At 30.7% G+C, this 26,090-nt stretch carries 25 protein-coding genes; 20 read left to right on the forward strand and 5 right to left on the reverse strand.

Annotation, left to right across the window (positions count from 1 at the left end; translation table 11 throughout):
• Positions 1 to 22 precede the first annotated feature (22 nt).
• The 16 genes from rfbB to L3X39_RS03105 all read left to right on the forward strand — a co-directional run bounded on the left by rfbB (position 23) and on the right by L3X39_RS03105 (position 17,493).
• The gene (gene rfbB / locus L3X39_RS03030; RefSeq protein WP_237230268.1) at positions 23 to 1,066 is read left to right on the forward strand and encodes a dTDP-glucose 4,6-dehydratase; all 1,044 of its coding nucleotides are present in this window, start codon (positions 23 to 25) and stop codon (positions 1,064 to 1,066) included.
• Positions 1,067 to 1,072: 6 nt separating this feature from the next.
• A complete protein-coding gene (gene rfbA, locus L3X39_RS03035) occupies positions 1,073 to 1,939 on the forward strand; it encodes a glucose-1-phosphate thymidylyltransferase RfbA (protein ID WP_237230269.1) in 867 nt (288 codons plus the stop codon).
• A gap of 11 nt (positions 1,940 to 1,950) precedes the next feature.
• Positions 1,951 to 2,580, forward strand: a complete 630-nt coding sequence (locus L3X39_RS03040; RefSeq protein WP_237230270.1) for a class I SAM-dependent methyltransferase — start codon at positions 1,951 to 1,953, stop codon at positions 2,578 to 2,580.
• A gap of 25 nt (positions 2,581 to 2,605) precedes the next feature.
• On the forward strand, positions 2,606 to 3,505 hold the full coding sequence (locus tag L3X39_RS03045; protein ID WP_237230271.1) for an NAD-dependent epimerase/dehydratase family protein: 900 nt from the start codon (positions 2,606 to 2,608) through the stop codon (positions 3,503 to 3,505).
• Between the two features lies 1 nt (position 3,506).
• Positions 3,507 to 4,946 carry an NDP-hexose 2,3-dehydratase family protein gene (locus L3X39_RS03050; protein WP_237230272.1) on the forward strand — a complete coding sequence of 480 codons (1,440 nt, stop codon included), beginning with the start codon at positions 3,507 to 3,509 and terminating at the stop codon, positions 4,944 to 4,946.
• 10 nt (positions 4,947 to 4,956) lie between these two features.
• A complete protein-coding gene (locus tag L3X39_RS03055) occupies positions 4,957 to 5,919 on the forward strand; it encodes a Gfo/Idh/MocA family protein (protein WP_237230273.1) in 963 nt (320 codons plus the stop codon).
• A gap of 35 nt (positions 5,920 to 5,954) precedes the next feature.
• Positions 5,955 to 7,034, forward strand: coding sequence for a glycosyltransferase family 4 protein (locus L3X39_RS03060; protein ID WP_237230274.1), 1,080 nt, complete (start codon positions 5,955 to 5,957; stop codon positions 7,032 to 7,034).
• A 2-nt stretch (positions 7,035 to 7,036) separates the two neighbouring features.
• Complete coding sequence (locus L3X39_RS03065; protein WP_237230275.1) at positions 7,037 to 8,134, forward strand: glycosyltransferase family 4 protein; 1,098 nt, start codon at positions 7,037 to 7,039, stop codon at positions 8,132 to 8,134.
• Positions 8,135 to 8,144: 10 nt separating this feature from the next.
• Positions 8,145 to 9,407 carry an oligosaccharide flippase family protein gene (locus L3X39_RS03070; protein WP_237230276.1) on the forward strand — a complete coding sequence of 421 codons (1,263 nt, stop codon included), beginning with the start codon at positions 8,145 to 8,147 and terminating at the stop codon, positions 9,405 to 9,407.
• Between the two features lie 146 nt (positions 9,408 to 9,553).
• Positions 9,554 to 10,711, forward strand: a complete 1,158-nt coding sequence (locus L3X39_RS03075) for an O-antigen polymerase (protein WP_237230277.1) — start codon at positions 9,554 to 9,556, stop codon at positions 10,709 to 10,711.
• Between the two features lie 6 nt (positions 10,712 to 10,717).
• Positions 10,718 to 11,944: an O-antigen ligase family protein gene (locus L3X39_RS03080; RefSeq protein WP_237230637.1), complete on the forward strand. Its 1,227-nt coding sequence runs from the start codon at positions 10,718 to 10,720 to the stop codon at positions 11,942 to 11,944.
• The gene (locus L3X39_RS03085; protein ID WP_262910949.1) at positions 11,916 to 12,467 is read left to right on the forward strand and encodes a putative colanic acid biosynthesis acetyltransferase; all 552 of its coding nucleotides are present in this window, start codon (positions 11,916 to 11,918) and stop codon (positions 12,465 to 12,467) included. Before L3X39_RS03080 ends, L3X39_RS03085 begins: the two co-directional genes overlap by 29 nt.
• Positions 12,460 to 13,668: a WcaI family glycosyltransferase gene (locus L3X39_RS03090; RefSeq protein ID WP_237230278.1), complete on the forward strand. Its 1,209-nt coding sequence runs from the start codon at positions 12,460 to 12,462 to the stop codon at positions 13,666 to 13,668. Before L3X39_RS03085 ends, L3X39_RS03090 begins: the two co-directional genes overlap by 8 nt.
• 61 nt (positions 13,669 to 13,729) lie before the next feature.
• A complete protein-coding gene (locus tag L3X39_RS03095; protein ID WP_237230639.1) occupies positions 13,730 to 15,133 on the forward strand; it encodes a UDP-glucose 6-dehydrogenase in 1,404 nt (467 codons plus the stop codon).
• A 22-nt stretch (positions 15,134 to 15,155) separates the two neighbouring features.
• Positions 15,156 to 16,142, forward strand: coding sequence for a UDP-glucuronic acid decarboxylase family protein (locus L3X39_RS03100; RefSeq protein ID WP_237230279.1), 987 nt, complete (start codon positions 15,156 to 15,158; stop codon positions 16,140 to 16,142).
• 1 nt (position 16,143) lies between these two features.
• A complete protein-coding gene (locus L3X39_RS03105) occupies positions 16,144 to 17,493 on the forward strand; it encodes an undecaprenyl-phosphate glucose phosphotransferase (protein ID WP_237230280.1) in 1,350 nt (449 codons plus the stop codon).
• Here the strand turns inward: L3X39_RS03105 and L3X39_RS03110 are convergent.
• Genes L3X39_RS03110 through L3X39_RS03120 form a run of 3 tightly spaced genes read right to left on the reverse strand, consistent with a single transcriptional unit; the run spans position 17,490 to position 21,118 of the window.
• Positions 17,490 to 18,653, reverse strand: a complete 1,164-nt coding sequence (locus L3X39_RS03110; protein ID WP_237230281.1) for a glycosyltransferase family 4 protein — start codon at positions 18,651 to 18,653, stop codon at positions 17,490 to 17,492. The genes L3X39_RS03105 and L3X39_RS03110 overlap by 4 nt on opposite strands.
• Complete coding sequence (gene wecB, locus L3X39_RS03115; RefSeq protein WP_237230282.1) at positions 18,654 to 19,748, reverse strand: non-hydrolyzing UDP-N-acetylglucosamine 2-epimerase; 1,095 nt, start codon at positions 19,746 to 19,748, stop codon at positions 18,654 to 18,656.
• Positions 19,745 to 21,118: a phenylacetate--CoA ligase family protein gene (locus tag L3X39_RS03120; protein ID WP_237230283.1), complete on the reverse strand. Its 1,374-nt coding sequence runs from the start codon at positions 21,116 to 21,118 to the stop codon at positions 19,745 to 19,747. Before L3X39_RS03120 ends, wecB begins: the two co-directional genes overlap by 4 nt.
• A gap of 33 nt (positions 21,119 to 21,151) precedes the next feature.
• Between L3X39_RS03120 and purD the strand changes: the two genes are divergently transcribed.
• Entirely contained in the window at positions 21,152 to 22,423 is a 1,272-nt protein-coding gene (gene purD, locus L3X39_RS03125) for a phosphoribosylamine--glycine ligase (RefSeq protein ID WP_237230284.1), read from the forward strand.
• On the opposite strand, the gene L3X39_RS03130 is transcribed toward purD, so the two are convergent.
• A complete protein-coding gene (locus tag L3X39_RS03130) occupies positions 22,418 to 22,645 on the reverse strand; it encodes a DUF6341 family protein (RefSeq protein WP_237230285.1) in 228 nt (75 codons plus the stop codon). The two genes, purD and L3X39_RS03130, sit on opposite strands and share 6 nt — an antisense overlap.
• Positions 22,646 to 22,713: 68 nt before the next feature.
• On the opposite strand from L3X39_RS03130, the gene L3X39_RS03135 reads away from it, so the two are divergent.
• Positions 22,714 to 23,637, forward strand: coding sequence for a DUF6427 family protein (locus L3X39_RS03135; RefSeq protein ID WP_237230286.1), 924 nt, complete (start codon positions 22,714 to 22,716; stop codon positions 23,635 to 23,637).
• Here L3X39_RS03135 and upp read toward each other — a convergent pair.
• Positions 23,626 to 24,285 carry a uracil phosphoribosyltransferase gene (upp, locus tag L3X39_RS03140; protein ID WP_237230287.1) on the reverse strand — a complete coding sequence of 220 codons (660 nt, stop codon included), beginning with the start codon at positions 24,283 to 24,285 and terminating at the stop codon, positions 23,626 to 23,628. The two genes, L3X39_RS03135 and upp, sit on opposite strands and share 12 nt — an antisense overlap.
• Positions 24,286 to 24,419: 134 nt before the next feature.
• Here upp and L3X39_RS03145 point away from each other — a divergent pair, with 134 nt between their 5' ends.
• Together L3X39_RS03145 and L3X39_RS03150 are read left to right on the forward strand one after the other, a co-directional pair.
• Positions 24,420 to 25,025, forward strand: coding sequence for a DUF4254 domain-containing protein (locus L3X39_RS03145; protein ID WP_237230288.1), 606 nt, complete (start codon positions 24,420 to 24,422; stop codon positions 25,023 to 25,025).
• A 38-nt stretch (positions 25,026 to 25,063) separates the two neighbouring features.
• On the forward strand, positions 25,064 to 26,086 hold the full coding sequence (locus tag L3X39_RS03150; protein ID WP_237230289.1) for a glycosyltransferase family 9 protein: 1,023 nt from the start codon (positions 25,064 to 25,066) through the stop codon (positions 26,084 to 26,086).
• Positions 26,087 to 26,090: the final 4 nt, after the last annotated feature.

The following is a 26,090-nucleotide window of genomic DNA, read 5'->3' on the forward strand; positions in this document are numbered from 1 at the left end:
TATACCCTATTAATAATTTTATATGAAAATACTTATTACAGGTGGAGCTGGATTTATTGGGTCTCATGTTGTTCGTCTTTTTGTCAATAAATACGAACAACATGAAATTTATAATCTAGATTTATTAACATATGCTGGTAACCTTGAAAACTTAAAGGATATTGAAAACAGAGAAAACTATCATTTCTTTAAAGGAGATATAAATGATTGTAATTATATTAACGAACTTTTTAAAACACATCAATTTGACGCAGTAATACATCTTGCAGCAGAATCTCATGTAGATAGATCAATTATAGACCCGCTTAGTTTTGTTAGAACAAATGTGTTTGGAACTGTTAATTTATTAAATGCCGCTAAAGATAATTGGAATAACAATTTTGAGGATAAACTTTTTTATCATGTAAGTACAGATGAGGTTTATGGCACTCTAGGTCAAACAGGGCTGTTTACAGAAAAAACAGCATATGACCCTAATTCTCCGTATTCAGCATCAAAAGCAAGTTCAGACCATTTTGTACGTGCTTATGGTGAAACTTATAAAATGCCATATGTTATAACAAATTGCTCTAATAATTATGGCCAAAACCAATTTCCGGAAAAATTAATACCTCTTTTTATTAATAATATCATCAATAATAAACCACTACCAGTTTATGGAGACGGTAATTACACAAGAGATTGGTTGTATGTTATAGACCATGCTAACGCTATAGACAAGGTATTTCATAAAGGAAAATCAATGCAAACTTATAATATTGGAGGGTTTAATGAATGGAAAAATATTGATTTAGTAAAACTATTATGCAGGCAAATGGACGAAAAACTAAATAGACCTGCCGGCTCTTCAGAAAAATTAATCACTTACGTAAAGGATAGACCAGGCCATGACCTGAGATATGCTATCGATGCATCAAAAATAAAAAAGGATTTAGGCTGGATGCCATCCGTAACCTTTGAAGAAGGTTTAATTAAAACAATTGATTGGTATTTAAATAATGAAGATTGGTTAAATAATGTAACCAGTGGGGCATACCAAAAATATTATCAAAGGCAATACAACTAGTAGAATATGAAAGGAATTATATTAGCAGGAGGATCGGGTACAAGGCTATATCCTTTAACCATGACAATTAGTAAACAGTTATTACCTGTTTATGATAAACCAATGATATACTATCCTTTATCTATTTTAATGTTGGCTGGGATTCGTGAAATTTTAATAATCTCAACACCAGGTCATTTACCGCTTTTAAGAGATTTATTGGGTAATGGAGAAGATTTAGGTTGTTCTTTTTCATACGAAATACAAGAACACCCAAATGGGCTTGCCGAAGCTTTTATTATAGGTGATTCGTTTATAGGTAATGACAGTGTTGCTTTGGTTTTGGGAGATAATATATTTTACGGTTCAGAACTTCCTAAACTACTTAAGTCTAAAGTAAATCCAACTGGAGCTACAATTTTCGCTTATCCAGTATCAGATCCAGAACGCTATGGAGTTGTAGAATTTGATGAAGAGTATAAAGCAATATCTTTAGAGGAGAAACCTTTAAAACCTAAATCAAATTATGCTATTCCAGGATTGTATTTTTTTGATAATAATGTTGTGGAAATAGCAAAATCAATAAAACCAAGTGCAAGAGGAGAATTAGAAATAACAGATGTAAACAAAACTTATCTAGAAAGAGGCATTTTGGATGTTGGTGTGCTTTCAAGAGGTACTGCATGGTTAGATACGGGTACTTTTGATTCACTACATGAGGCTTCAGAGTTTGTTAAAGTAATTGAAAAGAGACAAGGTTTTAAAATAAGCTGTATTGAAGAAATTGCATATCGTAGTAAGTTTATAAACAAAGAACAACTTTTAAAATTAGCTTCTAAATATGGCAAAAGTGGCTATGGTGATTATTTAAAAAGTGTAATTAAAAGCAGCTAAAACGAGATATCATGACACATTACAATCGAGATTATTTTGATTATCAAAAACACGTTGGGACATTTGGAGGAAAGGCCAATCTTTTTAAGTTTAAAAAATATGTTAAAAAAGATTATAAAGTGATCGATTTTGGATCAGGAGGAGGGTATTTATTGTCTAATTTTGATTGTAAAGAAAAAATCGGTATAGAAATAAACCCAAGTGCTGTAAAAATAGCGAAAGGCTTAGGAATAAAGACTGTTTCGGACGCAAAGGAGATTGAAAATAATTGGGCTGATCTAATTGTTTCAAACCATGCATTAGAACACGTTCCTTGTCCACTATCTGAAATTAAAAAGCTTTATGAAAAGCTCAAAATAGGAGGTAAAATAATTCTTGTTGTGCCTTACGAAAAGAAAAATAGATATAAACCGAATGATATTAATTTTCATCTTTACACTTGGTCAGAAATGAATTTAGGAAATTTATTTACAAGCGCAGGTTTTGTTATTGATGACGTAAAAGAATTAAAACACCGTTGGCCTCCGAAATATTTTATGATACGAAAGATAATGGGTGAAAAATTATTTAATGTTATTTGTAGAATTTATGGCGGAATTAGTAGTACAAGTCAGGTTAAAATTATTGCCACAAAACCGTAAGTGTACATGAATGATATTATAATTTATGAAAAAAGTTATTTTTTTTGGAAGTGAAGGATATATAGGAAGTCATTTAGTTAATCAATTATTATCTAAAAACTTTCAAGTATTTGCTTATGATATAAATGAAGAACCAATTACAAGCAAAGTAATTAATTACCAAAAAATTGATATCACAGATCTTTCTCAACTCGAAAAGATTGATTTTAATGTTGACTACGTTTATTATTTCGCTGGCGTTACGGGAACAAATGTTTCAATTAATAATTATAATAAGTTTATAGACGTTAATGAGAAAGGATTGCTAAACATTTTAATTTTAATAAAAAATAAAAAAGTACTTCCAAAAATTATTTTCCCATCAACAAGGTTAGTTTATAAAGGGGTTAAAGATATTCCATTAACAGAAGATGCAAGACAAGAGTTTAAAACAATTTATGCTTTAAATAAGTTTCATAATGAAACCGTTTTAAAGATGTTTAAAACCTATTATAACATTCCTTATACAGTATTTCGTATTTGTGTACCTTATGGAAATATGTTAAATAACAACTATTCATACGGTACTATTGGCTTTTTCTTAAATAAAGCAAAAAACAATGAAGCTATAACACTGTATGCCGATGGAGAACTTAAAAGGACATTTACCTATGTTGGAGATATATGTAATCAAATTTTAGAGATTTCAACCCTTAAAATTAGCAATGGTGAAGTATATAATATTGGCGGAGAAACATATTCTTTAAAGGAAGTTGCTACTATGGTTGCAAATAAATTCAAAGTAAATGTAAAATACATTGATTGGCCAGAATTAGCATTACAACAAGAAAGTGGAGATACTATTTTTAATTCTCAGAAAATAGAAAAAATTTGTGGAAATAAATATTTTTCGTTAGCTAGTTGGATAAATAATATAAACACTTAGTATGCATTATATATCTCATCAAAAAGACATAGAACTTTTATTTTTAAAATCTGCTTTAACCCTAGATAATCCTTTTAATAATACAGAAGAGATTTTAGATTGGGTACAAAAACGAAACGAAGAGGTAAGCGTAGATATCAAAAGAATTCCTTTTGATGCAATGAATAGCTGGAGATTAGATAAAAAAAAAGGAGCTGTGGTTCATAGTTCTAACAAATTCTTTTCAATCCAGGGTTTAGAAGTAGTCACCAATTATGGGCATCGAAAAACATGGGATCAACCTATTATTAATCAACCAGAAATAGGATACTTAGGCTTTATTACTAAAATATTTAATGGTGTGTTATATTTTTTGGTTCAAACTAAAATTGAACCAGGGAATGTTAATTACGTACAACTATCTCCAACAATACAAGCAACAAAAAGTAATTACACACAAGTTCATGGCGGTAAAACTCCTAATTATTTGGAACATTTTGTAAATGCTACAAAAGACGAAATTCTATTAGACCAACTACAATCTGAACAAGGTGCTAGATTTCTAAAAAAGAGAAACAGAAACATTATAATAAAAGTTGATAAAGAAATTGAGCCCTTAAAAGATTTTAAATGGCTAACATTAGGTCAAATAAAACACTTAATGAAAAAAGATAACATTATCAATATGGATACACGTACTGTTATATCAGGGATATCATTTGGCGATTATTCTAGAAGGACATTGAATTTCCACAATGTTATGAACTTTGAAAGCACTTCTGTTGAAAATGAATTATTAACATCAGCTCTGGTAAACGATCAATCTTTCCTTTCATTCAATCAAATAATATATTGGTTAACCGCTCAGAAAGTTAAATATGAATTGTCTATTAAAAATAAGTCTTTAATGGATTTAAAAGACTGGACAATTTCAGATAGCACTATAGAGCATAAAGACAATCGATTTTTTAAAGTAATAGGTGTTAATGTAGAAATAGGGAATAGAGAAGTTACCTCCTGGCATCAACCGCTAGTAGAACCTTGTGATGAAGGAGTTTGTGCTTTTATTATTAAAGAAATAGAAGGAGTTCTTCACTTCTTAGTACAAGCTAAACTCGAGGCTGGTAATTTTGATATAGTTGAGATAGCTCCAACTGTTCAATGCAGCAGTGTATATTTAGAAAAAGAAGAACAACAACTTAAAATACCATTCCTTAAAGAAGTTTTAAACGCCAAGCAAGAACAAGTTATATTCGATACACTACAATCTGAAGAAGGAGGGCGTTTCTATCGAGAGCAAAATAGAAACATTATAATAAAGTTAGGAGATGATTTTTCTATAGAAGTACCAGAAAACTTCACTTGGTTAACACTAAACCAATTAAAAAAATTTATCGTATTTAATAATTATGTGAATATACAGGCCCGTAGCTTAGTAGCAGCGTTATCTTATAAAAATTAAACAAAATAATATGAATTGGGGAATTTTAGGCTGTGCTAATATTGCTATATCGGCTGTTATACCAGCGATTTTAAGAACAGATAATAACGCACAAATTACTATTGGAAGTAGAGATTATGAAAAAGCAAAAAAAGCTGCTGAAGAATTTCGCTGCAATTTTGTTACAGGCTATAATAAATTGCTAGCAATAGAAAATATTGAGGCTGTATATATACCTCTTCCAACTGGATTACATTTTGAGTGGGTTAAAAAGGCGGTTTTAGAAGGGAAACATGTATTAGTAGAAAAATCGGCAACTAATAACTACACAGAGGCTAAGGAGCTCATTGAACTTGCTAAACAAAAAAAAGTAGCAATTGTTGAAAATTTTCAATTTCAGCACCATTCGCAACATCAATACGTATTTGACTTATTAGAAAAAGGGGAGATAGGAGAAATAAGAGCATTTAGGAGCTCTTTTGGCTTTCCTCCATTTTCTGAAGATTCAAACATTAGATATAAAAAAGAATTAGGAGGAGGTGCCTTATTAGATTCTGGCGCATATGTATTGAAGGCTACTTCATTTATAATGGGAGAAGGATTTGAAGTTAAATCAGCTTTTCTAAAAACTAATAAAGTATATAATGTTGATTGGTTTGGCGGAGCGTTTTTAGTTAACAAAAGCAAAGAAATATTCTCTGAAGTTGCATTTGGTTTTGATAATTTTTACCAATGTAATTATGAAATATGGGGTAGTAATGGTAAAATCACATCAACAAGAGCCTTTACGGCCAAGCCAGATTTTAATCCTACAATTATTTTAGAAAAACAAGGATTTTACGAGGAAATAGAATTACCTAAAGACGACCATTTTGGAAACATGATTTCTTATTTCATGGAATCAATTAATGAAAAAACATTTAGCAAAGAGTGGAATAACATTTTGGTACAGGCAAAATTAATTGAAGACGTTCGAAAGTTAAGTGGGATTTAAATAATGTTGAAACTATAATTTGGAATAGTATTTTGATGAAAAAAGAGTACATTATATTACAAACAGTAGCACCAGATTATAGGAGTAAATTATACTATTACATTAAGCAAGAATTTGGTGAAGCATTTGCTGTATATGCTGGTTTAGAGTATTTTGAAACTACAGTAAAAACAGACCAAAGCATTTCAGGATTTAAACAAATAAAAAACCACTTTTTATTTAATCGCACTTTCTTAATACAAACAGGAATGTGGAAAGATGTTATAAAATGTAAAATCCTAGTCATGGAAATGAATCCAAGGATTATTTCAAATTGGATTACCTTGATTGTCAGAAAGTTTCTTAACAAAAAAACCATTTTATGGGGTCATGCTTGGCCAAGGTCTGGAAGCCAAAGCAAAACAGATAAATTAAGAAAAATAATGCGCGGCTTGGGAGATAGTATAATTGTATATACTAAATCTCAAAAAGAAGAATTAGTAGCCGCAGAACCACATTTAAAAGTTAATTTCGCACCAAATGCGCTTTATTTTAAAAACGAAATGGTTGTTGGTAATCAAAATCCTAAAGAAATAAACCATTTAATTTATGTAGGAAGGCTAACCCCTTTAAAAAAACCAAAATTATTATTGCAGGCATTCCATAAGGCTCTTCCCAACCTCGAAGATAATATAAAACTTGTTTTTGTAGGAGATGGAGAAGAAAGGCCCGATTTAGAAGCATATGTGGAAAAACACAATTTAGAAGGTAAAGTAATTTTAACTGGACATATTTCAGATTATTCAAAATTAGCAGAATTCTATTCAAAAGCACTTTTTAGTGTATCACCTGGTTATATTGGATTATCTGTAACTCAAAGTTTTGGTTTTGGGGTTCCAATGTTGGTTTCGAAAACCGAAAACCATTCACCAGAAATTGAAGCAGTAATTAAGAATGAAAATGCACTTTTTTTTGAAACAGATAATTTAGAAAGTTTAAAAAATAAAATTTTGGGAATCTATCAGAATAAGCAGAGTTGGATGCAAAAGCGTGAAGATATTAGTAATTATTGTAAAGAAAAATATTCAATAAATGCAATGGGAAACACTTTTATTAAATTATTTCGCGAACAATAATAATGAGTAAAAATAAAAAGTATATAAATGTTTTACTTATTGGCCCTATATCTCCACCAGTTACGGGATGTAGTGTTGTAAATGATTTAGTGTTAGAAAAACTAAATCAGGAGGAGAATTTTAATGTTACTATAATAAATAGAGCTTATCCAGAGTTTAATGAAGCTATTGGAGAGTTTTCGTTTAAAAAAGTGTTTTTTTACTTTAGCCAGTATTTTCAAGCTGTTAAAATTTTTAAAGCAGATATTACTTATATAGCCATAGGTTTAACCTTTTTTGGTGTTTTAAAAGATGCTCCTTTTGTTTTTATCTCTAAGCTTTTAGGAAAACAGGTGGTTATACATGTGCATGGGAACTATTTAAAAATGCAATATGCTTTGCTTTCTGGTTTTAAGAAAAAACTATTTCACTATGTCCTTTCTAGGGCTAACAAGGGTATTGTATCATCAGAACTTTTAAAAGACAATTTAACTCCTTTTTTAGCTCAAGATAAGATCTTTTGGATGCCTTATTTCGTAGAAAAAACACTTAAGAATATTACAGAAGAAGATGCGGTAAATACCAATGGATTAAACATACTTTGGTTAAGTAATTTAATGGAAGGGAAAGGCATTTTTGATGTATTTGAGGCATTAAATATTTTAAATAGTAAAGGGGTGCCTTACAAAGCAAAAATTGTAGGCGGAATTGATGAAGAACAGAAAGACAAAATATTGAACTATATAAATTCCAATCCTAATATAGAATATTCAAAACCTATTAGAGGGCAAGAAAAAGTGGATGTCTATAAAATTTCAAATGTTTTTATTTTGCCAACCTATTACAATATGGAAGGTCAACCTATAGCCTTATTAGAAGCTATGTTAACGGGGCATATTATTATAACCACAGATCATGCGGGTATTTTAGATATTTGTTCAGATAAAAATGGTTATATCGTTAACAAAAGAGATCCCGAGCAAATTGCAGAAAAATTAGAATATATATTCAGTAATATAAAAGGTTTTAAGGATATCATGGTTTACAATCATCATTACGCAAAAAATACTTTTAGGCCTGAAGATTTCATTAATAGACTTGCGGATATTTTGAAGAAATAATTACATAAACATGAACTTATTTCAAAAAATATTAAGAGGATTAGCAAACAAGGAAAAGAAAATTGTTGTTCAAAATTTTTTCTCGCTAATATTATTACAAGGGGCTAATTATATTTTACCATTATTAGTGCTACCTTATTTGGTAAGAGTAATAGGAGCTGAAAAATTTGGATTAGTCATGTTCGCTCAATCTCTAGGCATTTTTTTAACTGTTTTTGTAGACTTTGGTTTTAATATAAGCGGTACGCGAGAAATATCTTTGGCCAGAGAAGACAAAACAAAAACTGGCGAAATTTTTTTGGCAATAATGATAATTAAATTAGGGTTATTAATAGTGGCCTTTGGCATTCTCTTTTTAATTGTAAATTTTTTCACAAGGTTTAGTGTTGATGCGGAAATTTATTTACTAAGTTTTGGAGTTGTTATTGGTCAAGCATTATTTCCTGTATGGTTTTTTCAGGGTATTGAAAAAATGAAGTTTGTTACTATCATTAACATTTTGGCGAAAGTTATATTTACGGCTTTAGTCTTTTTTCTAATAAAAACAGAATTAGATTATTTTAAGGTACCTATATATAATTCATTAGGTTTTATAGTTTCGGGTTTAATAGGCTTTCTTTTAAGCTTTAAATATTTTAAGTATAAGCTGCCGTCAAGTAAACTAATAAGACAATTACTAACAGATAGCTTTAGTTTATTTGTTTCCAACTTTGCTACCAGTCTTTATACAGCGAGTAATGTTTTTGTTTTGGGTTTGTTTTCAGGAAATATTATTGCTGGAGTTTATTCTAGTATGGAAAAGCTTATTTTAGCTGTTAAAAATGTTTATGTGCCTTTATACCAAGCTTTATACCCTTGGGTGGCAAGACAAAGAGATGGAGAAAAAAAACATATTATAAATAAAATAATGCCACCAGTATTTGTTATAAGCACCTTAATTACGGTTGTAATCTTATTGTTTTCAAAAAGCATTTTGTCATTAGTATATGATGACAGTTTAATTACCAGTTATGCCAGTGTGTTTAGAATATTAAGTTTTATTTCTATTTTCTCTGGTTTGAATATGCTGTATAACATGTTATATTTTCCAGCAATTAAGCGTTATAAAGTAAGGATGAACATATTAGTTTTTGGAGGGATATTTAACATGATAATGAATTTAATTTTTGTTCAATTTTTTGGTATTTATGGGATAGCTGTAATAGTAACGATAACCGAGCTTCTGCTGGTTTTTATTGGTTTCTATTATTTTAAAAGATTAAAAACTTTATGATGCAGCATTTAATTTCAACTTTATTTATTATCGAATTTCTATTGGTTCTATTCTCCCTCTTGCAGAATCTATTCAATAAAGGAGTAAATTTTAAGGCAGGACTATCATTTGCACTACTCTTTTTTGTCTTTATCCCAGTTTGGATAATGATATTAAGTGGCGTATTACTACTATCTGAAAAAGATTTCTACTATACAACTGTTAATCATGTAGTTTTAAAATCTAATATTGACACTTCATTTGTATTAATAGCATTTATTTTTTCCATAATAGTTTATTTATACATTCCATCTAAAATTAACAACAAAAAACAAGGCGCTAATATTTTTAAACCAAGTATTAAATATTACCTTATTATTTACATTGTTGGGATGCTGTTTGTTTTTATTGGCTCTGGCTTACTTGAAGGTGGAAATTGGTATCAAAACAGGCATCATTTTTTTAAATCTTCAGGAGCGATTGCAGTTTTAGTTGCATTTATTATTAATTCAGCAAAAGTACTAGTAATTTCATCAATAGTATATAAATGGATAAAAGGCGAGTTGAACTTTTTTAAATTTTTATTTTTTGTTGTTTCTTTTGCTTTTTTAGATATGTTTTTTTCAGGAAATAGAATATATTTATTTTGTACAGCAATTATTATTGGACTTTTACTGTTTAAAAAATATCCTAAGAAAACACTAATATCTTTTCCAATATTAGTGCCTAGTGTTTTTGTTTTAGGTTACTTTGCCTCAATTTTTAGACATATGAGAGGACCTTTATTCGCAGAAGGCCTACCTACATGGAATATTTTTGTCGAATCTCTAAAAAGGGCTATGCTTCTGGAGCCCCCTAATTTCACTTATTTTTTTATTGGTATATCAGAATCTGTTAACGTAAATGTAATGTACGATTTATTCAGAGGGTATAATGATTTTTTGTACGGAGCCACTTACTTAAAACCATTTGTATTTTATTTACCAAGGTCTATTTGGGAAAATAAGCCACAAAGTATCACGGTTTTAGCAGCCGATTATTTAGGAGGAGCTTCCTTAGTTACTACTGTAATAGGAGAAATGTACATGAATTTTTATTTATTTGGAATAATAATTCTACCAATTTTACTTTGGTATACGGATGTTTTGTTAACAAATGCCCTGAAGAGCTATGGATTAATGTCCAATATTGTGATGTTTTTTTTTGGAATACTTATCTTTAGGATGCCATTTTCAGACGAGTTTTTGGTATTCGTTTTCTTGGTAATCATACTTAAAGCATTTCATTATTTTAAAAAGTTTAGGTTCGTAATTAAATCAGTTTAGTAAATGATGTGCAAGGACTTAATAAAAGAAAAACACATAGTCTTATCAGTGCTGATTTTTGCACTATTTCCAATAATACCTAATACTATAAAAGGATTTCCTATTATATTACTATTTGTAGTGACTCTATTTAGTAATATAAAAAAGGAAATAAATTGGAAATGGTTATTAATAAATTCATCGCTTTTTTTTGCGTATTTAATAAGCCTTATTTATACTGAAAATATTAAAGTGGCGTTGGTTAAATTGGAGACAGGTCTTTCAATTTTAATAATTCCAATTATCTTCAATGGGTTTCTATCTCAGTACAGTTTTGACAAAAAGTTAAAGATTAAATTTTTTAAAATTTTTATTATTTCATCCTTTTGTTTTTCGGTTCTTTCTTTACTTTTTATTGTTTCAGATAGCACGACAAGTTATCATCTAAATTGGTATACAGATAAGTTCAGAAGCCAAATTGAGGATGTTCCTTTGATTGGACAACATCCAATTTACGCTTCAATATTTTTGTCATTATCAGTAATTTTCTTTTTAGACTTAGTAAATAAAAAATCGATTTTAGGCAAGCATAATTACCTATTCGTTTTATTTACTCTAACAAACGTATTTCTTTTGATAATATTAGTAAGTAAAGGCGTAATAATTAGCTTGCTATTGGTTTGTTTGGTTTATACTTTAAAAACAATGAAAAATTTTAGACTAACAATCCTTATCATATTTATTTCTATATTTTTTTTAACGTTTAATAGACGGTTTAATGAAGCACTTACAGTTGAAACACATACTCGAATAAATGAAAATTTTTCAACTAGCATTAGAATTGGAATATATAAATGTGTATTTAAATTAATAAAAAATGAGCCTATTTTTGGTTATGGAATTGGAGATTCTCAACATGTTCTAAACCTTTGTTATGCTAATGAGAGCAACATACTTTTAAAGAACAGGTTTAATTCTCATAATCAATATTTAGATATAATTTTAAAAACAGGTGTGTTTGGATTCATGTTTTTCATTTATTTTTTGTATTCTAATTTTAAAAAAGCATTTAAAAACCAAAGTGAAGTATTGTCGTATATTTTATTTTTTTATGTGATAATACTCCTGACGGAGAATATTTTAGTAAGACAATCAGGTGTAATTTTGTTTTTCTTTTTAGTTATTTTTTTAAACCATTCAAGTAAAATCTTAGAAGTTGATAAATATGACAATTCAAAACCTGAACCTATATAAAACACCTGAAAATTTTAGAGGAAAACCTAAATTTATTGTTCAACTATGGTGGGTTGTGCAAAAAAGTTTGTTTAGAACTTCTCCTCAAGTCTTATATGGCTGGAGGCGCTTTTTATTGCGCTGTTTTGGGGCTCAAATTGGCAAAAAAGTTATTATTAGACCCACAGCCCAAATTACGTATCCTTGGAAAATTATAATTGGGGATTATAGTTGGATAGGAGATGATGTTGTACTCTACTCATTGGGAAAAATTGAAATTGGTAGTAATACAGTAATTTCTCAAAGAAGCTATTTATGTACAGGAACTCATGATTACACAAAAATTGACTTCCCTATTTATGCAAAAAAAATAACCATTAAAAATCAATGTTGGTTAGCAACAGATGTTTTTGTGGCTCCAGGTAAAACAATTAAAGAAGGATGTATAGTAGGTGCACGGAGTTCGGTTTTTAATGATTTAGAGGAATTTTCAATTTATGCAGGAACTCCTGCTAAACTAATAAGGAAACGAAAGGTTGAATAAAAAAATTATAATAATTGGAATAAACTATTACCCGGAAGATAGTGCTATAGGGCTTTATACAACACAGAAGGCAGAGTATTTAGCTCAAAATGGTTTTGATGTTACAGTAATAACAGGGTTTCCTTATTATCCTCAATGGAAAATTAGAGAGAATTATAAAGCTAAGCCCTATTTAGCGAGAGAAGTTATAAATGGGGTTAAAGTTTTACGAAGCAAACAATATGTGCCAAGTAATCCAACATTTTCAAAAAGAATAATTCATTTAATATCTTTTACTTTTGGTAATTTCCTTAATCTTTTTAGGGTTACTAAACCAGATATTGTTATTTCAATCATCCCTTTTACAACTTCTGCTTTACTTGGGTGGTTTTTAAAACTGAGGTATAAATCAAAATTATGGGTTCATATTCAAGACTTTGAGTTTGATGCCGCCATTGATTCTGGGTTACTTAACGGGAATGTTAAAAATCTATTTAAAATATTAATCTCGATTGAGAAATGGATTCTGTCAAAGGCGGACATTGTTTCAACTATAAGCCACGGAATGATGAGTAAGTTGAACGAAAAGACAAATACAAGGACATATTATTTAACGAATTGGATAGATGTGTCATTATTTGTTAAGACTGAAAGTAATGTTCATCCATATTTAGAGTCCAATAGCTTCAAAATATTGTATTCAGGCAATATAGGCGCAAAGCAAGATTGGGGTTTCTTTTTAAAGTTTGTAAAAGAAATTGAGAAAATTCCAAATATTGAAGTTATCCTAGTGGGAGAAGGTGCTGAAAAGGAAAAAGTACTAAGTTTTATCCAATCATATAACTTCGTAAAACACTATAATCTAGTGCCTTTTGAAGAATTACCCCTTTTATTATCGGGGGCAGATTTGCACATCTTATTTCAAAAAACGGATGTAATCGATACAGTAATGCCATCTAAATTATTGGGAATGATGGCAAGTGGAAAGCCTTCAATAGTCACTGGTAATTTGAAAAGTGAAGTTGCTACAATTTTTAACGAATCAAAGGGAGGTTACTATTCTAATGGAAGCTCTGTAAAAGAGGTTATTGATTTTATAAGTAATTTAATAATTAACGATGAGTTAAGGGAGGAATTGGGGTACAATGCTCAAACTTACGTTAATAGAAATTATTCTCAGAAAGAAGTTTTAGATAAATTTAGAAAAGAACTAATAAAATAAGAAGACAATTCTATTCTTCTTTTTTTAGAACTTATATTTGTATTAATTAAAAACACGAATGATGACCATTAAAAACATTTGCTGCATTGGAGCTGGGTATGTAGGAGGACCAACTATGAGCGTCATTGCTCAAAAATGCCCAAACATAAAGGTGACAGTGGTAGATATTAATGAAGACAGGATTGCAGCATGGAATCATAAAGATTTGAGTAGGTTGCCTGTTTATGAACCAGGTTTAGACAAAGTAGTTGAAGAGGCCAGAGGAAGAAATTTGTTTTTTTCTACAGAAGTTGATAAGGCTATAAATGATGCTGACATGATTTTTATTTCGGTAAATACGCCAACTAAAACCTATGGTAAAGGAAAAGGAATGGCGGCAGATTTAAAATATATAGAATTATGTGCTCGTCAAATAGCTCGGGTAGCAAAGCAAGATAAAATCGTTGTCGAGAAGTCGACTCTACCTGTTAGAACAGCATCAGCCATTAAAAGTATTTTAGAGAATACTGGAAACGGTGTTCAATTTCAAATACTTTCAAATCCTGAGTTTTTGGCTGAAGGAACTGCGGTACAAGACTTATTACATCCGGATAGAGTTTTAATAGGTGGTGACACAACACAAGAAGGACAAAAAGCTATACAAGCTTTAGTTGATATTTATGCAAATTGGATTCCTAATGAGCGTATTTTAACTACAAATGTATGGTCATCAGAATTATCGAAACTTACAGCCAACGCTTTTTTAGCACAACGCGTATCTTCCATAAACGCCATGTCTGTAATATGTGAAAATACAGGAGCCGATATTAACGAAGTTTCCAAAGCTATAGGAATGGACAGTAGAATTGGGCCAAAATTTTTAAAAGCATCCGTTGGTTTCGGTGGGTCTTGTTTTCAAAAGGACATTCTAAATTTAGTCTATATTGCAAAAACGTATGGCTTAGATGAGGTGGCTGATTATTGGGAACAAGTTGTTTTGATGAACGATTATCAAAAAAACAGGTTTTCAGATAATATTGTTAGTACACTATACAATACAGTGTCAGGTAAAAAAATAACATTTTTTGGTTGGGCGTTTAAAAAAGATACAAATGATACGCGTGAATCCGCAGCTATTAAAGTAGCTGATAACTTATTAAGCGAAAAGGCAAATTTATCAGTTTACGACCCCAAAGTTACTGAAGAACGTATTTATGCTGATTTAGACTATTTAAATTCTCGCTCGGAAGAAGAGAACAGGAAGCTATTGAAAGTTCAAAATAATCCTTACAATGCAATTAAGAATTCTCACGCTATTGCTATTTTAACTGAATGGGATGAGTTTAAAACCTATGATTGGCAAAAAATATACGATAATATGCATAAACCAGCATTTATTTTTGATGGCAGAGGTATTTTAGATACAAAAGCTTTAAGTAAGATTGGTTTTATATGCTACAAAATTGGAAGTGCTACAACTGTTTAAACATCTTATAAGCAAAAAATAAATGAAAAAAGTTTTAATTACTGGTGCTGCGGGGTTTTTGGGATCACATTTATGCGATCGATTTATAAAGGAAGGTTATTTTGTGATTGCTATGGATAATTTTATTACTGGCAATAAAAAAAACATTCAACATTTTGAAGGGAATCAAAACTTTACATTCATTCATCACGACGTTACAAAGCATATAAATATAGATGGAAATTTGGATTATATTTTACATTTTGCTTCACCAGCAAGTCCAATAGATTATTTAAAAATACCCATTCAAACATTAAAAGTAGGGTCTTTAGGGACTCATAATTTATTAGGTTTAGCTAAAGCTAAAAACGCGAGAATACTTATTGCATCAACCTCAGAAGTATACGGAGATCCATTAGTGCACCCTCAAACTGAAGATTATTATGGGAACGTAAATACCATTGGGCCCAGAGGAGTTTATGATGAAGCAAAACGTTTCCAAGAATCTATTACCATGGCGTATCATAGATTTCATGGTTTGGAAACGCGAATAGTTCGAATTTTTAACACCTATGGTCCAAGAATGCGCCTCAACGATGGTCGTGTTATACCTGCATTTATGGGGCAAGCATTAAGAGGAGAAGATTTAACTGTTTTTGGAGATGGTTCTCAGACCAGATCTTTTTGCTATGTTGATGATCAAGTTGAGGGTATTTATAGATTGCTTTTAAGCGATTATGTAGGACCGGTTAATATCGGTAATCCTCATGAAATAAGTATTAAAGAGTTTGCAGAAGAAATTATAAAATTAACAGGAACTACTCAAAAAACAATTTACAAAGCCCTACCTGTTAATGACCCAATGCAAAGGCAACCGGATATTAGTTTAGCAAAAAAACTATTAGGATGGGAACCAAAAATAGGTAGGGAACAAGGAATGAAAATTACTTTTGATTATTTTAGAAGTTTGACGAAAGAAGAGCTTTATATAAGTGAACATAGAGATTTTAAAAATTTCATAAAAAAATAATTTGAGCTACAAACAAGGTCGATATTCAGGGATTATTAAGCCACTATTTGGTACCATAGATTTATTGATTATAAATTTTAGTGTTCTTTTGTTTGAAATCAACCTTACTAATATATATTTATTCAACTTTTATATATCATTAATCTGGATAGTAATTTCTTTCAGGAACCACTTTTATGAGGTTCAAAGGCACACAAGAGTTATTCAAATCATTCCCCTTTTAATAATACAGTTTTTGTTATTTGCAATAACTTTATATGCATTCATTGGGTTTTTTAAACAACCTAATATAAGTAGATTGGCTTTAGGTAATTATTTGTTAGCAGTTTTTTTATTTATTACAGTTTTTAAATTTTTCACGTTTTTTTTATTAAAAAAATATAGAGCAGTACTAAAAGGGAATACTAGAAATGTAATAGTAATTGGAGCCAATGAAAGAATTCGACAACTAATAAAAACTATAAGAACTAGGCTTGATTTTGGGTACAATTTTAAAGGACAGTTTACTATTGATGACAGCAAATCATTTGAAGAATGCTTGAAATTTGTTATCGAAAACAATATTGATGAAATCTATTTTTCCGTGGCGGAGCTATCAAACAAACAAATAAATAAGCTTGTTGATTTTGCGGATAACAACCTTAGAGAATTAAAATTTATACCGGACAATAAGGACATTTATTCTAAAAAACTAAAATATGAGTATTACGATTATATTCCAGTTTTATCATTAAGAGCTATCCCAATTCAAGACCCCATAAATAAAGCAACGAAAAGATTTTTTGATATATTAATTTCTTCCTTTATCGTAGTTTTCGTTTTATCATGGCTAACTCCAATTTTGGCAATACTAATTAAACTAGAGTCTAAAGGGCCTGTTTTCTTCAAACAATCCAGAAATGGGTTTAATTACCAAGAATTTGATTGCTATAAATTTAGGTCAATGAAGCCTAATGATGACGCACACTTATATCAAGCAACTAAAGGAGATTTGCGTGTGACAAAAGTAGGTGCTTTTATTCGTAAAACTAGTATTGATGAATTGCCGCAATTTTTTAATGTGCTTTTTGGCGATATGTCAGTAGTAGGACCACGCCCCCATATGGTAAGCCATACAAACATGTATGCGCAAAGAATTGACAAGTTTATGGTGAGACACTTTGTTAAACCTGGAATAACAGGACTGGCTCAGATAAGTGGTTTTAGAGGAGAAGTAGAAACCGATAAGGATATAATAAACCGTGTTAAATACGATATTTTTTACATTGAAAACTGGTCACTTTTATTAGATATCAAGATTATTGTTCAAACGTTTATTAATGCTTTAAAAGGAGAAGAAAAGGCATATTAAAGTTTTTTGACAAGGAGTCCCAACTGAGTATTAAAGTTAAAGTTTTCTATTGAAGTTTGTTGTATCTTCTTTTTACATTTTAATTGTAAATCTGAAACCTGTATTTTAGATATAACAGTATTCAAATGCTTGTAATCACCCGCTTTGGCAACCCAACCTAAACTATAAGTTTTTATTAAGTTTTCACCTTCTCCACCACCGAAATAAATCATGGGCAACCCCAATCGTGCATATTCAAATATTTTTGAAGGCACAGCGCCATAAATCCTGTTTATCAAAGGAATTATTGTAATATCATAATTGAGTAATTCTTTGTGCAGTTCTTGCCTTGTAACCTCACCATGATACACAATATCTAACGCACGGTTTTCTGCAATTAAGTCTTCAATTTTTTGTTTTTCAGCCCCATCCCCATAAATATGTAGTTGAATGTTAGAATAATCGAGTTCATTACACAATTTATAAACACCTTGTGCTACACCAAGTAAACCTGCATAAACTATTTTTAATTTTCCGTTTGAACTACCATTCTGAATTAGTTTTGGTGCTTCAAAATTTGGGTAATTTCTATATAGAAAAATGTGTTTATTAGGAAAAATGGACGTAACATGATTTAATATCTCATTACTTTGACCTAAAATTAAATTAGAGTGTTTGTAATTAAATCGTTCAATTTTTTCAAGGAGTTTATAGCTAAAATTCTTTTTTAATGCGCCAAGCTCTAGACCAGCAATAGGCCATAAATCACTTACATTTAAAATGAGCTTTCTTTTTTTAGAACGCAAAAAAAGTACGGATGTAAAGGCAACAAGTAACGGTGGTGATTGGATAATAACAGTTTTAGGGATTTTATTCCAAATAAAAAACCAAAATAAGCTAAAACTATAGGATAACATAGCTATTAAGCGTAAGAGCTTATTCTTAGAATTACTAGCATAAATCCATATCCGATGAACGCTGATATTGTTTTCTTTTGAAGTACACTTAAAGCAGCCTTTATACGCCTTAAAAACCTTCCCAGTAGGATAATTAGGTAATGGTGTTATAACCGAAACTGTGAAATTGTGTTTTTGCAAACCTTCGGCTAAATGAAAAATACGGTTTGAGGCAGCTCCAGTTTCCGGAGGAAAGTAATTTGTAATAATGAGGATTTCCTTCATTTATAGTTTAAAAGCATGTGTTAAATGATTTACAATTCGCTCAGCAGCATGTCCATCCCATAATTCTGGGATACCACCTGGTTTCCATGTACCAGAGTATAAAAGCTTAAATACCATCGTAATTTTTTCAGAATCACTTCCTACCAATATATTAGTTCCAATATCACAAGTTTCTGGACGTTCAGTACTATCTCTTAATGTAATACAAGGTACATTCATAATGGTTGCTTCCTCGGTAATTCCACCAGAATCAGTTACTACAGCTAAAGCATTTTTAACTAAATAATTAAATTCTAGATACCCGAGAGGGGTAACATAATGAAGATTTTCAAAATTCAAATGTAATTCACTTAAAAGCTTTTGTGTCCTAGGGTGTACTGGAAAAATAATAGGATAATCTTTACCAAGGGTTACAATTTGGGTGATTAACTCTTTTAGCTGTTTTTCTTCATCAACATTGCTTGGTCTGTGTAGGGTCATTACCAAATATTTTTTATTTGATAGATTTAATTCTTTCCACAGAGTCGGTTGTTTTAATCTATTTTCATTTTTTAGCAAAGTATCTATCATTACGTTTCCAACAAAAAAGATTTTTGATTGTCCAACACCTAATAGTTCTAGGTTTTTGTTAGCATGTATAGAGGTTGTAAAGAAATAATCCGTTAAACTATCGGTAACAATTCTGTTAACTTCTTCAGGCATGCGCATGTCTCCAGAGCGAATTCCAGCTTCGACATGGGCTACTTTAATATGTGCTTTTTTAGCTACAATAGTACAAGCCATAGTTGAGGTTACATCACCTACAACCATTACTAAATCACATGGGTTTTGTTTTAGTTCTTTCTCAAAACCAATCATTATGGCTGCGGTTTGTTCAGCTTGTGTACCACTTTTAACCTCTAAATTAACATCTGGCAACGGGATATTTAATTCTTCAAAAAAAGTTCCACTTAAATTCTTATCATAATGTTGTCCGGTATGTATCAACCTGTAATTAATATTAAAGCCCTCATTTTTTTTCTTTTGGATGGCTTCAATAATGGGTGCGATTTTCATGAAGTTTGGTCTAGCACCAGCAACTATGGTAATATTCATGTATTTTGATTTAAGTAGGATGAAAACTGTTTCAATTTACCACTTTTTGAGCGAATTAACTGGTCTTGTCTTTCAAAGAATATGGTTAACCCTTTTTCTAGGTAGGTTTCCATTTCTTTAGCTATTCTTCTTATTTTTTCTTCGGAAAGTTCTTTTTGACTTGCATAAATAATTTTAAACGTATCGAGTTTCAATTGCTCAATAACAAATTCTTTTACATTTCCATCGTCTTCAATAATGCTTTTAGTAATGTAGTAAAAAGTTAAACCAGCAGCTTTTTTTCCGCTAGGTAAAATAGTAATATCGTTAGTTCTGCCAACTAGCTTTTCAAGTATAGGTTTTTTAAGAGTACTATCTTTTGAAAGCGCACCAATATCACCAATATCGTATCGGATAAACGGATGGGCTTTGTTATAAAGCGACGTAATTACAATGCGACCTTCTTCTCCAAAAGGTAGAACATTGTTATTTTCATCAAGAATTTCAACAAATAGCGTTTCACTATTTACTTGCCATTTTCCATTAGGGTTTTCAAAAGCTATTAAATCAAGTTCGGAAGCACCGTATTCATTAACTACTGGAACTCTAAATTGTGTTTCCATAAGTTTTTTGTCAATGTCAAAAAGCATTTCGGATGTCACCACACAAGCTTTTAAGCTAGGGCAAATATTTTTTAAAACACAGTTTTTTTTCTGAAGAAATTTAGCAAACTGAATGATGGAACTGGTATATCCATTGATGTAATCAAACTTTATTGTCTCAAACTTTTTTAAGTGTTTTTCAAACGAATCATCACTCAAATTAAAAACTGAGAATCGATACCTGTTGCTTAAGGCGTCTTTAAAACGCTCTATATAATATCCTTTTTTGTCTAAAGGAATCCCATAAAAACGGGCTTGTTTAGATGAGTTAAAATCTAAATCATACCATCCAAATCGATTCATTATAACTGCCCACGTTAAAGCATGACAAAACTTATCTTTAGCAAAAATAAATGGGTCACCAGAAGAACCAGATGTTTTATTTATGTAAACATTTTTTTTGGCAAATCCGTTGGAGAGTCTATCGCTTAAAGGTTGTTGTAAATCTCTTTTGGTTATTACTGGAACTGTATTCCAATCTAAAGGATTTAAGCCTTTTGAAAATTCTTTATAAAAAGAATTATGCTGCAAATGATAAGCAATAATTTCATGCTTTTTAGTATCTATATAAACTTCAAAGTCATTATCACTTTTATTTTGAATTTCTTTCAATAGATTTTTAGCTTTCCTAATTGGGAAGCCATTTAATTTTAAAGAAAGGTTGAATAAATTCAAATGATGAAACATAATTTGTAAAGTAAATAAAAAATATTCGTGTATTAGAGTCATTAGTTTTATTTTTGCGCAAACAACAAAAACTATATGAATATCTTAATTCTTGGCTCTGGAGGAAGGGAGCATACGTTTGCATGGAAAATAGCCCAAAGCCCAAAATGCAGCCAGTTATTTGTAGCACCAGGAAACTCAGGAACAAACACTGTAGCGACTAATGTAAATATTAGTGTTACTGATTTTGACGCCATTAAGAAATTGGTTTTAGAGAAAAATATTGATATGGTTGTTGTTGGTCCGGAAGACCCATTGGTACAAGGGATACACGATTATTTTTTGAATGATGAAGAAATAAAACATATATCTGTTATTGGGCCACAAAAAGTTGCCGCTCAATTAGAAGGCAGTAAAGAGTTTGCTAAAGAGTTTTTATTTCGCCATAACATTCCAACAGCAGCGTATGAGAGCTTTACAAAAGAAACGGTTGAAAAAGGGTATGAATTTTTAGAAACTCTTAAACCTCCTTATGTTTTAAAGGCTGATGGTTTAGCTGCTGGAAAAGGTGTCGTGATATTAAATGATTTAGAAGAAGCAAAAACAGAATTAAAAAGTATGCTTGTTGATGCAAAATTTGGAGAAGCAAGTACCAAAGTGGTGATTGAAGAGTTTTTAGATGGGATAGAATTAAGTTGTTTTGTGTTAACTGATGGCGAGCATTATAAAATTTTGCCCACAGCTAAAGACTATAAGCGCATTGGTGAAGGTGATACGGGATTAAATACTGGGGGCATGGGAGCTGTTTCTCCAGTGCCTTTTGCAACAAATGAATTCCTAAATAAAATTGAAAATCGTATTGTAAAACCAACTATTGAAGGCTTTAAAAAGGACAATTTACCTTATGTTGGTTTTGTTTTTATAGGGCTGATAAAAGTAGGAGATGATCCGAAAGTTATTGAATATAATGTGCGTATGGGTGATCCTGAAACCGAAGTTGTTTTCCCAAGACTTAAAAACGATTTGGTAGAAGTACTGCAAGCTATGGCAAATGGTACGCTTAATGAAATTGATATTGAAATAGATGAACGCGCAGCAACAACCATTATGTTAGTTTCAGGAGGATATCCTGAAAGTTATGAAAAAGGTAAAGAAATAACAGGCATTGAAACCATCAAAGATTCAATTCCATTTCATGCAGGTGCTCAAGTTCAAAACGGTAAAATAATAACATCAGGTGGTCGTGTTATGGCGATTACATCTTATGGGGATACGTACAAAGAAGCCATAAAAAAATCTTATCAAAATATAGAAAAACTACACTTTGATAAGATGTATTATCGTAAAGATATTGGTTTTGATTTATAAGAATGAATGAGAAGAAATACTTTTGTCTTCCTCATTATTATCATTAAAAATTTTAAGTTGCCCCATCCAATAAACCGTGGCAACCAAGCCAATGATAAGGAATAACCAAGAAACTATGTTTGCTGCAAACCAGTTTTCTAGTTCTAAAGCTCTTAACGCGTCAAATGGAGCGAAAAGCACATTAACAAATAAATCTTGTATAGCGTAAAAGAAATCTTTCATGATGTAACTTTATTATTTTCTAAACGTATTGTTAGTATATTTACAAAGCAAAAATACAAAAACAGTTAATGATAACAAGTATTTTTAATAAATCAAAGTCAATAAATTTTATTGTTATTTTTTTTATAGCACTTTTGGCGTTTATTGTTGCTAAGTTCAATGTAGTTAATGAAGCGATTACACTGGGATTTATTGGAAAGCAAACTACTTTGTTTTTTGTAATTTGTGCCTCTATTTTGCTTTTAAACTTTATTGTAAGTAAGAATAGTTTAACTAAAAAAAACAATTATGAAATGTTACTTTTTAGTTTGTTTTTACTAACAATTACCCAAACAACAAGTCATTCAAATATATTAATATCTAACTTTTTTGTCCTATTAGGATTAAGACGAATAATAAGCTTACGTTCTGAAAAAGACATAAATAAGAAACTGTTTGATGCTTCATTTTGGATTGCCATCGGAGCATTATTTTATTTTTGGGCTATTTTATTTTTCCTACTGATACTGATTGCAATTGTCTTATATGCTGATAAGAATATTCGCCATTGGATCATACCTTTTTTAGGGGTATTAACCGTTTTTACAATAGCGGTTTCTGTGTCGATTATTTTATATGATAGTTATTTTGAATTATTTGATGTGTCTCCTCAAATGAGTTACGATTTTAGTAATTATAACTCTATGAAACACCTTGTGGCCTTAACTGTACTTTTATCTTTTGGGATATGGTCGTCAATTTTTTACTTGAAAAATATTAAGAACAAAAAAAAGGCCTCTCGTGCATCCTTTAAAATTATTATTGTGGCAGCAATCATTGCATTTTTTATTGTGATACTGGGTCCGGTAAAAAACGGAAGCGAGTTTCTGTTTTTATTTGCGCCTTTAGCGATAATAATTACAAACTATATTGAAACCATCAAAGAAAAGTGGTTTAAAGAGGTGTTTTTATTAGTATTAGTTTTAATGCCTTTTACACTATTACTGTTGTAGCTTTTCACCAAATGCTAGGTCACCGGCATCTCCCAGCCCAGGTACAATATAGCCTTTTTCATTTAGGGTGTCATCTATAGTTGCAACCCATAAATGTACATTATTATCAAAATGCTTGTTTACAAAGTCAATGCCTTCTTGCGCACCTATCACACTTATTAAATGAATTTCTTTAGGCTTACCAAAAGGTTTTAACGCCTCAAAAGTAGCTACCATAGATTGCCCTGTAGCCAACATAGGATCTGCTAAAATTAGAGTTTTGTTTTCTAGATTTGGGCATGCTAAATATTCAACTATAATTTCAAAACTTTCAGGGCTGTGCTTGTGGTGACGATAGGCCGAAATAAAAGCATTTTCTGCAGTATCGAAATAATTTAACAACCCATTATGTAATGGAACACCAGCTCTCAAAACTGAACATAAAACAATATCATTTATTGGTAAATTAATTTGAGCAGTGCCTAAAGGCGTAGCCACATCCTTAGTTTTATAGCTCAATACTTTGCTCATTTCATAGCCTAATATTTCACCAATACGCTCAATATTTCTTCTAAAGCGCATGCTATCTTTTTGGATTTCTTTATTCCTAATTTCTGAAATAAAAGTGTTTAGAATAGAGTTTTCTTTAGAGATGTTATGAATATGCATATTTGTAATAAGTTTTTCAAAAGTAAAGTTAATTAAATCTATTTATACATTTCAAAACCTTAAAACTACTTTTCATCAATATAAAAAGTTCTTATATAATTTATGTAGCTTTGTAACCTTAAATTTAATGCCATATGTTTACAAGTAAAGCCAACAAGATTTTTCAAGACGTTATTGAAAAATACCACATTATAAACACGGTTGACCAACCGTTTGAAAATGCCTACCCAAAAACTAGTTTAATTGAACATTTGTTATATAGAAAATGTTGGATTGATACGGTACAGTGGCATTATGAAGATATTATTCGCGACCCACAAATAGACCCGGTTGCTGCTTTAAAATTAAAGCGTCAAATAGATGCTTCTAACCAAGACAGAACCGATATGGTTGAGTATATTGACAGTTATTTTCTTGAAAAATACAATCATGTAACTCCAAAGGCTAATGCAACAATTAACACAGAAAGTCCTGCATGGGGAATCGATAGACTTTCAATTTTAGCTTTAAAAATTTATCATATGAACGAAGAAGCAACTCGTAAAGATGCTTCTGATGCACATAGAGCTGCTTGTCAAAAAAAATTAGGCGTTTTATTAGAGCAACGCGTAGATTTATCAACCGCTATTGATACACTTTTAAGTGATATTGAAAAAGGCGATAAGTACATGAAAGTGTACAAGCAAATGAAGATGTACAATGACGATGAATTAAACCCTGTTCTTCGTTCTCAGAAATAAATTCCAATAAAAGTAGGAATCTCATACTATGAGTAAAGATGCCTGAAACTACAAAAAACATCTTGGTTATTCGATTCTCTTCATTAGGAGATGTAGCCATTACAGTTCCGGTTTTACGAGCATTAAATCAACAGTATCCAGAATTAAAAATCACGGTTTTAACACGTGATTTTTTTGCGCCTTTTTTTAGAGATTTACAAAATGTGTCTGTTTTTCCAGTAGACCTAAAAGGTAAACACAAAGGTGTTTTTGGGCTTTATAAATTAGCAAGAGAACTGAATAAAAACAATCATTTTTATGCTATAGCCGATTTACATAATGTTTTAAGAAGTAAGATTTTAAAAAAGTTTGTACGGTGTAAACGATTCGTTTCCATTGACAAGGGAAGGAAAGAAAAGCGTCTTTTAACTTATGGTAAAACTTTTGAACCACTAAAAACAACATACGAGCGTTACGCTGATGTTTTTAAAACCCTTGGATTTACGGTAGATTTATCTAATCCTAAATTTCCGAATAAGGGCGGATTAAATCAGAACATTCAAAATCTTATTGGAAGTAGTTCAGAAAAACGCATAGGCATTGCTCCTTTTGCAGCTCATGAAGGTAAGATGTACCCGCTAGATTTAATGATAAAGGTTATAGAAGAACTTTCAAAGGCGCACAAAGTGATTTTATTTGGAGGCGGAAATAAGGAGATTGATATTTTAAATGATTTTGATAGAAGGTTTGAAAATGTACATAATGTAGCCGGAAAACTATCTTTAGAGGAAGAATTAGATCTAATTTCAAATTTAGACGTCATGCTTTCGATGGATTCTGGAAATGCCCATATGGCAGCCATGTTAGGAATAAAAGTAATAACCATTTGGGGAGTAACCCATCCGTACGCAGGATTTGCACCATTTAATCAACCCAAAGATTATACACTTTTGGCAGACAGGGAACAATTCCCGTTAATTCCAACTTCTATATATGGAAACAAGTATCCAAAAAACTACAAAGAGGCTTCTAGAAGCATAACTCCTGAAACTATTATTGAAAAAATAAAGGGAGTTATTTAAAAGG

The organism is Flaviramulus multivorans (genome assembly GCF_021728415.1).
GTDB lineage: Bacteria > Bacteroidota > Bacteroidia > Flavobacteriales > Flavobacteriaceae > Sabulilitoribacter > Sabulilitoribacter multivorans.

Coding starts and splice junctions, on each gene's coding strand:
- wecB (WP_237230282.1), bottom strand. CDS start 19,748: ATGAATATTACCATAGTTGCTGGTGCTAGACCAAACTTCATGAAAATC.
- L3X39_RS03070 (WP_237230276.1), top strand. CDS start 8,145: ATGAACTTATTTCAAAAAATATTAAGAGGATTAGCAAACAAGGAAAAG.
- upp (WP_237230287.1), bottom strand. CDS start 24,285: ATGCATATTCATAACATCTCTAAAGAAAACTCTATTCTAAACACTTTT.
- L3X39_RS03110 (WP_237230281.1), bottom strand. CDS start 18,653: ATGAAGGAAATCCTCATTATTACAAATTACTTTCCTCCGGAAACTGGA.
- L3X39_RS03040 (WP_237230270.1), top strand. CDS start 1,951: ATGACACATTACAATCGAGATTATTTTGATTATCAAAAACACGTTGGG.
- L3X39_RS03130 (WP_237230285.1), bottom strand. CDS start 22,645: ATGAAAGATTTCTTTTACGCTATACAAGATTTATTTGTTAATGTGCTT.
- L3X39_RS03080 (WP_237230637.1), top strand. CDS start 10,718: ATGTGCAAGGACTTAATAAAAGAAAAACACATAGTCTTATCAGTGCTG.
- L3X39_RS03150 (WP_237230289.1), top strand. CDS start 25,064: ATGCCTGAAACTACAAAAAACATCTTGGTTATTCGATTCTCTTCATTA.
- rfbA (WP_237230269.1), top strand. CDS start 1,073: ATGAAAGGAATTATATTAGCAGGAGGATCGGGTACAAGGCTATATCCT.
- L3X39_RS03135 (WP_237230286.1), top strand. CDS start 22,714: ATGATAACAAGTATTTTTAATAAATCAAAGTCAATAAATTTTATTGTT.
- purD (WP_237230284.1), top strand. CDS start 21,152: ATGAATATCTTAATTCTTGGCTCTGGAGGAAGGGAGCATACGTTTGCA.
- L3X39_RS03065 (WP_237230275.1), top strand. CDS start 7,037: ATGAGTAAAAATAAAAAGTATATAAATGTTTTACTTATTGGCCCTATA.
- L3X39_RS03060 (WP_237230274.1), top strand. CDS start 5,955: ATGAAAAAAGAGTACATTATATTACAAACAGTAGCACCAGATTATAGG.
- L3X39_RS03085 (WP_262910949.1), top strand. CDS start 11,916: ATGACAATTCAAAACCTGAACCTATATAAAACACCTGAAAATTTTAGA.
- L3X39_RS03120 (WP_237230283.1), bottom strand. CDS start 21,118: ATGACTCTAATACACGAATATTTTTTATTTACTTTACAAATTATGTTT.
- L3X39_RS03075 (WP_237230277.1), top strand. CDS start 9,554: ATGATATTAAGTGGCGTATTACTACTATCTGAAAAAGATTTCTACTAT.
- L3X39_RS03100 (WP_237230279.1), top strand. CDS start 15,156: ATGAAAAAAGTTTTAATTACTGGTGCTGCGGGGTTTTTGGGATCACAT.
- L3X39_RS03045 (WP_237230271.1), top strand. CDS start 2,606: ATGAAAAAAGTTATTTTTTTTGGAAGTGAAGGATATATAGGAAGTCAT.
- L3X39_RS03145 (WP_237230288.1), top strand. CDS start 24,420: ATGTTTACAAGTAAAGCCAACAAGATTTTTCAAGACGTTATTGAAAAA.
- rfbB (WP_237230268.1), top strand. CDS start 23: ATGAAAATACTTATTACAGGTGGAGCTGGATTTATTGGGTCTCATGTT.
- L3X39_RS03095 (WP_237230639.1), top strand. CDS start 13,730: ATGACCATTAAAAACATTTGCTGCATTGGAGCTGGGTATGTAGGAGGA.
- L3X39_RS03050 (WP_237230272.1), top strand. CDS start 3,507: ATGCATTATATATCTCATCAAAAAGACATAGAACTTTTATTTTTAAAA.
- L3X39_RS03055 (WP_237230273.1), top strand. CDS start 4,957: ATGAATTGGGGAATTTTAGGCTGTGCTAATATTGCTATATCGGCTGTT.